Consider the following 518-nt stretch of genomic DNA (forward strand, 5'->3'; position numbering starts at 1 on the left):
GTCCTGCGCCGGCCGGCGACCGACGGCTTCACGCATGGCGCTTTCGGCTACCTGCCGCAGCATACCGTCGGGATCGGACACATCGAACAGATACGCGCTCGGGTCAGAGACCTGATAGGCGACCGAGAACTGGACGTTGACGATGTTCTGGTCGCCGGTAAGCATCAGCCCGGACGTGTTGCCACTTGTCGCGCCGCCGCCGCCGATATCGACGAGCTGCTCGGAAATCTTGGCCGTCTCGACGGTTTCGAGCGGCCACCAATGGAAATGCAGGCCAGGCTGCGACAGTTCGGTCTTCGGCTTGCCGAAGCGCAATTCGACCGCGACCTCGTCGGGCTGCACGGTATAAACCGCCTTGAACGCCCACAGCACCACAAGTGCAGCCGCGATCAGCGCGAAGATAGCCGGGCTCGCGCCGCCGCCACCCGGAAGAGCGCGCCGCAGCCGGTCCTGGCCGCGGCGGATGATGTCTTCGAGATCGGGAGGCGAGCCCTGTGGCCCGCTGGGTCCCTTTGGAC

Annotated in this window: 1 protein-coding gene; it reads right to left on the reverse strand. The window is 65.8% G+C overall.

What is annotated here, in order from left to right; all coding sequences use genetic code 11:
- On the reverse strand, positions 1 to 518 hold a 518-nt coding region (locus EOD15_RS35340), incomplete at both ends, for a protease modulator HflK (protein ID WP_148129858.1).

This window comes from Mesorhizobium sp. M7A.T.Ca.US.000.02.2.1 (assembly GCF_003996995.1).
GTDB lineage: Bacteria > Pseudomonadota > Alphaproteobacteria > Rhizobiales > Rhizobiaceae > Mesorhizobium.